The sequence below is a fragment of the Corynebacterium minutissimum genome (assembly GCF_000805675.1).
Taxonomy (GTDB): Bacteria; Actinomycetota; Actinomycetes; order Mycobacteriales; family Mycobacteriaceae; genus Corynebacterium; species Corynebacterium minutissimum.
Map to the genome: position 1 here is coordinate 47,220 of NZ_JSEF01000013.1, position 6,351 is coordinate 53,570.

Sequence of the window (6,351 nt, forward strand, 5' to 3'; positions counted from 1 at the left end):
AATAAAACGACCAAAGTCCGGCTAGATCGTCATGATCTGGCCGGACTTTTGCTTTTAAGAATCGGAAGAATCCGACGACTCTTCGGCGAGATCCGCGGCGGGGTCCTCGGTCTGGCCCGCAGTCGGGTCCACAGGTTCTTCTGCGTCCTCATCCTCCGCTTGTTCAGTGTGGGACGTCATCGGGTTATCAGCAGACTGTGCTTGGATAACATCGTCCAACACCGCGTGAATGTACGGCGCGGCCTGATTGTTGGAGTACTCCGAAGCAAGCTCCACACCTTCGACGAGTGCCGTGGCGTTCGGGACATCCTCATTGAAGAGAATCTCCCACACAGCCACACGCATAATCGCACGGTCAACTGCTGGGATACGCTCCAGTGACCACTCATCGGAAAGGTAGCGGGCGATCGCCTCGTCGATGGCGTCTAGCTCCTCAGCAGCACCCGTCACAATGACGCGGGTGTAGTCAGCAATGGGAGCAACACCGTTCTCTGGGTCGCGGGCAAGGACCACGCGGTCTTCGACGATAGCTACTGGATCAACGTCGCGAGACTCAGCTTCGAAGAGGATGTCAGCAGCGCGACGGCGCGCACGGTAGCGCGCCGTGTGGCGCTTATAGTTTGGCTCAGGTTGGGTCATCTTAGTTGTTGACGCGGGAGAGGTACTCGCCGGTACGGGTATCGATCTTCAGGATGTTGCCGATTTCAATGAACAGCGGAACCTGGATCTCAGCACCGGTCTCCAGGGTGGCCGGCTTGGTGCCGCCGTTGGAGCGGTCTCCCTGCAGACCCGGCTCAGTGTGCTCGACCTTGAGGTCAACGGAAATCGGCAGCTCGCCGAAGAGAGCTTCGCCGTCGTGGAAGGAGACCTGCACGCGCATGTTCTCCAGCAGGAACTTGCCAGCGTCCCCGAACTTGTCAAACGGCAGCTCAAACTGCTCGTAGGTCTTGTCATCCATGACGACGTAGTTCTGGCCATCGTTGTACAGGTAGGTCATGTCGCGGCGGTCTACGTTAGCGGTCTCCACCTTGACACCAGCGTTGAAGGTCTTATCCGTCACCTTGCCGGAGACGACATCCTTGAGCTTAGTGCGCACGAAGGCAGGGCCCTTGCCCGGCTTGACGTGCTGGAACTCAACGATCTGCTGCAGCTTGTTGTCGATCTTCAGAACGAGGCCGTTCTTGAAGTCAGTGGTATCTGCCATGAAATGACTCTCCTGAATACATTGAAGTAGAAACTATGAAAACAGTGTCTAAGCATACCGTACGGCATGTGGGCACTGTAGGTAGGGCCGCTAGAATGTCTCCAGCTCCTCCCGCCTGCCAGAGGGCCTAAAGCACCTGCAGGTCCTTCGGGTAGGCAGTAATAATCTTCGGCGAACCGGAGGTGATGATGAGGCTGTCTTCGATACGCACTCCACCTCTACCAGGGACATAGATGCCTGGCTCGATGGTCAGCGTCATCCCCTCAGCCAGTTCACCCTTACCGGTTTTCGCGGCCGATGGCCCCTCGTGAACATCGAGGCCAATACCGTGGCCAGTAGAGTGAACGAAATACTCGCCATAGCCTGCCTCAGTGATGATGTCGCGGCATGCCGCGTCGACGTCGACAAGCGAGGCACCTGGCACCGACGCCTTGACGCCCGCCTCTTGGGCGCGCAGCACGATGTCGTAGATTTCCTGTGCGAAATCGCTCACCTCACCAATAACAAAGGTGCGGGTGCAGTCTGAATTGAAGCCACGCAGGTGGGCACCGAAGTCGATGGTGACAAGATCGCCATTGCGTAGCTCACGGTCATCAGCACCATGGTGAGGTTTCGCGGAGTTCTCACCAGAAGCCACGATGGTATCGAAGCTTACGCGCTCCGAGCCGAGCATGCGCATGCGGTACTCCAAATCAGCGGCAACCTGGCGCTCAGTGCGGCCAGCGGCAACCTCCCCTGCCTCGATGAGCTCGGTAAGAGCCTGGTTAGCCAAAGCGGCAAGTTCTTCGAGCTTCTGCAGCTCGATGTGGTCCTTGATAAGGCGAATATCCTCGATAACCCCGCTTACTGGCACCAACGTGACGCCTTCAGGCGCAGCCTCTTCCATACGTTTGAGCTGTGACACGCTCACATAATCCGCCTCATAGCCCACTCGCATTTCGCCGTCCAGTTGGCTAAGAAGATGCGGCCCTACGTCGCGGCCCAACACGGCCTCGATATCCGGAACCTCATCTGCGATCTGGGTGGTGTAGCGGCCATCAGTCGCCATCAGCGCGGAGAGATCCTTGCGTAGCAGCAGCCCACCATTGGAGCCGGAAAAGCCTGTCAGGTAGCGCACGTGCGTCAAGTGCGTAATCACTACGCCATCAATGCGCTGACCAGCCAGCGTTGAGGCCAGCTTACGGCGGCGGTTGCTAAAACGAGTATCGGCTAGTGCCATGAGAGAACCACTCCAATCTTCCTAAAGGCGATACTCCATGATAGCTAATCCGCCACGAAGTACCTCAGAGCCGCGATGTAGCCATAGGAACCCAGACCGGCGATGACTCCACGGGCGATGGGGCTGAGATAAGAATGCTGGCGGAAGGATTCACGTGCATGCACATTGGATAGGTGCACCTCAACGAAGCCTGCTCCATCGGCGACCTCCGCCAATGCGTCACGCAGGGCCACTGAGGTGTGGGTAAAGCCGCCAGGGTTGATAATGACCGGCCAGCCCTCATCCGCCGCGCGGTGAACGTGGTCGATGAGTTCACCTTCATGGTTGGACTGGAAGAAAATAATGTCCTCCTGCCCTGCTGCCGCGCGCATACGCTTCTCGATGTCCTCGAGAGTTTCGCTGCCGTAGATCTCGGGCTGGCGCTTTCCCAGGCGGTTAAGGTTGGGGCCGTTGAGGACAAGGATGGTCATGATGTTCTCCTGCGGATGCGGTAGTTGATGCGATGGCTGTGGTCTCACACGCTGAGTTGCGCGTAGGCGGCACGCACTTCGTCGTCGGAAGCGTCTTCGATGCGCGTCGTCTTCCCGATAGCGGTCAAGGCTACAAAGCGGATCTGGCCGTCGCGATTCTTCTTGTCATGGCGCATAGCGTCAAGCAATTCCTCGAAGTGCCCTTGCTCATACGTCGTGGGCAGCCCTACAGAGGTGAGGATATCGCGATGCGTCTGGACCAGCTCAGCGCTGATGAGACCGCGAGCGCGCGATAGATGGGCAATGAACATCATGCCCACCGCAACTGCGCGTCCGTGGCGCCAGATGTAGTTTTCACGGCGCTCCACGGCATGGCCGAAGGTATGCCCGTAGTTGAGGGTTTCCCGCAAGCCAGATTCCTTAAGGTCCTGGCCCACAACGTGTGCCTTCACGGCGATGGAACGCTCAATTAGTTCGGGCAGGAAACCGTCCGGATCAAGGCAAGACACTGGATTATCGAGGTATCGCTCGATAATCACGGGATCGTGAATGAAGCCGGTCTTGATGATTTCAGCTGACCCCACCACGATTTCATCCTCCGGCAGAGTGCGCAGCCGATCCAGATCCACAAATACCGAGTCAGGTTCGTGGAATGCACCCACGAGGTTCTTACCGGCGGCGGTATTGATGCCGGTCTTCCCTCCCACTGCTGCATCCACCATGGCCAAGAGCGTCGTCGGCGCCTGGATGACGGAGATACCGCGCATCCAGGTCGCTGCCGCGAAACCGGCAAGGTCTGTCACGGCTCCACCGCCAAGACCCACGACGGCGTCGCGGCGGCTAAATCCTGCCTTGCCCAACACGTCCCAGAGGTCGGCCAAGACGTCGAGCTGCTTGGCCGCTTCGGCGTCGGGAACCTCGGCCACAGTGGCCTCCAGCCCATGTTCGGCTGCAGCGGCGGCTAAAGCTTCGGCGGCAGCAGTAAGCGGAGGCTGATGGATGATAGCTACCTTAGCGGCGCCAATGGATGCGGCGCGCTCCACGATGCTCTGACTCAAATCCGTGCCGATGGTGACGTCGTAGGGCGATGGTCCGTTGACTGGGATGGTGTGCATGGTGGGACGCTCCTTGTTGAATGCGGGCGCGGGGAAAGGATTACAGCGATTCGAGGAAGCTCAGAATGTCGCCCACTACCTGCTGCGGGGAGCGCACTCCGGTGCGCACCTTGAGGTCAGCGACCTCCGCGTAGAGCGGACGGCGGGTTTCGAGCAGCTGGGCATAATGTGCAAGCGGGTCTGCGGAGTCGAGAACCGGGCGGTTGCTATCACCCAAGGTGCGTGCCACGCCTTCTTCTGGGGTGACATCAAGGAAGACAACGTTGAGGTTAGCCAGCAGTGTGCGCGTGGACTCAGTCAGCACGGCGCCACCGCCAAGGCTGACGACGCCTTTGGTCGTCAATGCCTCTCGGACAACCTCGGCCTCGACCTCGCGAAATGCAGGTTCGCCCAGCTCGGAGAAAACCTTTCCACAAGGTTTGTCATAGCGCGCCTCGATAAGCTCATCTGAATCCACGAGGTCGCAATTCAATGCCCGGGCAAGGCGGCGGCCGATGGTGGATTTCCCGGCACCCGGTGGGCCGACGAGGACAACGTGTGGGGAGCTCATGCCTCACCCCACTCGAGGCGGCGCGCCACATACTCCTGGTATGAGGCAATGTTGCGCTTGGTCTCCTCCAAGGAGTCACCGCCGAATTTCTCCAGCACTGCGCGCGCGAGTACGAGTGCCACCATGGCCTCAGCCACGACGCCGGCTGCCGGCACGGCACACACGTCTGAGCGTTGGTGAATAGCTGTCGCGGCGTCACCGGTAGTCATATCGACAGTCTTGAGTGCGCGCGGCACAGTGGAAATCGGCTTCATCGCCGCGCGCAGACGCAGGGTCTGACCATTAGTCATGCCACCTTCCAGGCCGCCCGCGCGGTTGCTTTCGCGCTCCACGCCTCCACCCGCAGGCACCATCTCATCGTGAGCTTCGCTGCCGCGACGACGAGCCTCCTCGAAACCGTCACCGACCTCGACGCCTTTGATGGCCTGGATACCCATAAGAGCTGCCGCAAGCTGTGCATCCAGGCGGTCCTCACCGGACGTGTGGGAGCCCAATCCAATGGGGAGACCCTCGACGATGACCTCCACGATGCCGCCAAGGGTATCGCCCTGCTTCTTGGCGGATTCGATCTCAGAAATCATGGACTCCTCGGCAGTCTTATCAAAGGCACGCACCGGGGAGGCATCGATATCCTCAAGGGCATCAAAGCTGGGATGCGCACCCTCGTAAGGCTCAGAGGCACCAATGGAAATGACATGGGAGAGCACCTCGACACCAAGGGTCTCACGCAGGAAATTACGGGCCACGGTCGCGGCCGCCACACGAGCGGCCGTCTCACGGGCAGAGGAACGCTCCAGGATAGGACGCGCCTCCTCGTGTCCAAACTTCACCATGCCGGCAAAATCAGCATGCCCCGGGCGCGGGCGGGTCAAAGGGGCGCCACGGCCGGAATTCATCGCCTTGGCTACCTCCGGATCCTCCATATCCAGCGCATCTGGAGACATGATGGTGGTCCACTTTGGCCACTCAGTATTGCCAATCATGATCGCAATGGGACTGCCCAGAGTTCGACCGTGGCGGATGCCGCTAAGCAGGGTGAGATCGTCAGCCTCAAATTTCATACGTGCGCCGCGACCATAGCCAAGGCGCCGCCGAGAAAGCTGGAGAGCGATGTCATTCTGAGAGACAGGCACCCCCGCCGGCATGTGCTCCATCATGGCGATGAGCGCTTGGCCGTGGGATTCACCTGCGGTAGTCCAACGAAGCATGCGCAACATTATCGCACGCCAGGTGTGGATTTGATGCCACTGGGCTGTGTATCACACCGTGTCGGGGCTGAAAATCAGGACAAGCCCAGTGGCGATCAGCATGCCAGGGCCGTGTGCCGGTGCGCGATCCCGCATCACGAGGCCCCACAGCACCGTGCTTATCGACGCCCCCATGATCGCCCCCAGAACCCCTATCACTCCCCCAACGTGGGCTGTTGCCATGCCGAGCGGGATCGCCAGCTTGAGATCCCCGCCGCCGATGCTGCCGCGCTGGGTGGCAAGCGCCAGCGCGATATAGAGCCCAGGCCATATCAACCCAACTGGGCTGAACCACCACAGCGATATCAGCGCTGCAGGAAGAGTGAGGTAATTGGGCAGCCGCTTGAAACGGATGTCATAGATGATTAAGGCGCACCCCCACGCCAGGAATACAAGAACCCCCATGGGCAGCGAGCTTACCCTGTACCAGTTCTGCGTGCGCGCCAGAAGGCTAGTGCTAGAAAGCTGCTACCAGTGTGATGTCTAGCGACTTTTTGGACACGGAGTCCAGGATGTTTTTGGACGGGATGTCTAGTGGCTTTTTGG

Annotated in this window: 8 protein-coding genes; all 8 read right to left on the reverse strand. The window is 59.5% G+C overall.

What is annotated here, in order from left to right:
- Positions 1-54: 54 nt before the first annotated feature.
- Positions 55-639, reverse strand: a complete 585-nt coding sequence (gene nusB / locus NX84_RS07900) for a transcription antitermination factor NusB (protein WP_052319714.1) — start codon at positions 637-639, stop codon at positions 55-57.
- A 1-nt stretch (position 640) separates the two neighbouring features.
- Positions 641-1,204, reverse strand: a complete 564-nt coding sequence (efp, locus tag NX84_RS07905) for an elongation factor P (protein WP_039675637.1) — start codon at positions 1,202-1,204, stop codon at positions 641-643.
- Between the two features lie 127 nt (positions 1,205-1,331).
- Positions 1,332-2,423, reverse strand: a complete 1,092-nt coding sequence (locus NX84_RS07910) for a M24 family metallopeptidase (RefSeq protein ID WP_039675638.1) — start codon at positions 2,421-2,423, stop codon at positions 1,332-1,334.
- Between the two features lie 44 nt (positions 2,424-2,467).
- A complete protein-coding gene (aroQ, locus tag NX84_RS07915) occupies positions 2,468-2,893 on the reverse strand; it encodes a type II 3-dehydroquinate dehydratase (RefSeq protein ID WP_039675639.1) in 426 nt (141 codons plus the stop codon).
- A 44-nt stretch (positions 2,894-2,937) separates the two neighbouring features.
- The gene (gene aroB / locus NX84_RS07920) at positions 2,938-4,008 is read right to left on the reverse strand and encodes a 3-dehydroquinate synthase (protein ID WP_039675640.1); all 1,071 of its coding nucleotides are present in this window, start codon (positions 4,006-4,008) and stop codon (positions 2,938-2,940) included.
- Positions 4,009-4,048: 40 nt separating this feature from the next.
- The gene (locus tag NX84_RS07925) at positions 4,049-4,558 is read right to left on the reverse strand and encodes a shikimate kinase (protein WP_039675642.1); all 510 of its coding nucleotides are present in this window, start codon (positions 4,556-4,558) and stop codon (positions 4,049-4,051) included.
- Positions 4,555-5,766 (reverse strand): chorismate synthase, encoded by a 1,212-nt coding sequence (gene aroC / locus NX84_RS07930; protein WP_039675652.1) that lies wholly within the window; start codon positions 5,764-5,766, stop codon positions 4,555-4,557. Before aroC ends, NX84_RS07925 begins: the two co-directional genes overlap by 4 nt.
- Positions 5,767-5,817: 51 nt before the next feature.
- Positions 5,818-6,210, reverse strand: a complete 393-nt coding sequence (locus NX84_RS07935; protein ID WP_039675644.1) for a prepilin peptidase — start codon at positions 6,208-6,210, stop codon at positions 5,818-5,820.
- Positions 6,211-6,351: the final 141 nt, after the last annotated feature.

Coding starts and splice junctions, on each gene's coding strand:
- nusB (WP_052319714.1), bottom strand. CDS start 639: ATGACCCAACCTGAGCCAAACTATAAGCGCCACACGGCGCGCTACCGT.
- efp (WP_039675637.1), bottom strand. CDS start 1,204: ATGGCAGATACCACTGACTTCAAGAACGGCCTCGTTCTGAAGATCGAC.
- NX84_RS07910 (WP_039675638.1), bottom strand. CDS start 2,423: ATGGCACTAGCCGATACTCGTTTTAGCAACCGCCGCCGTAAGCTGGCC.
- aroQ (WP_039675639.1), bottom strand. CDS start 2,893: ATGACCATCCTTGTCCTCAACGGCCCCAACCTTAACCGCCTGGGAAAG.
- aroB (WP_039675640.1), bottom strand. CDS start 4,008: ATGCACACCATCCCAGTCAACGGACCATCGCCCTACGACGTCACCATC.
- NX84_RS07925 (WP_039675642.1), bottom strand. CDS start 4,558: ATGAGCTCCCCACACGTTGTCCTCGTCGGCCCACCGGGTGCCGGGAAA.
- aroC (WP_039675652.1), bottom strand. CDS start 5,766: ATGCTTCGTTGGACTACCGCAGGTGAATCCCACGGCCAAGCGCTCATC.
- NX84_RS07935 (WP_039675644.1), bottom strand. CDS start 6,210: ATGGGGGTTCTTGTATTCCTGGCGTGGGGGTGCGCCTTAATCATCTAT.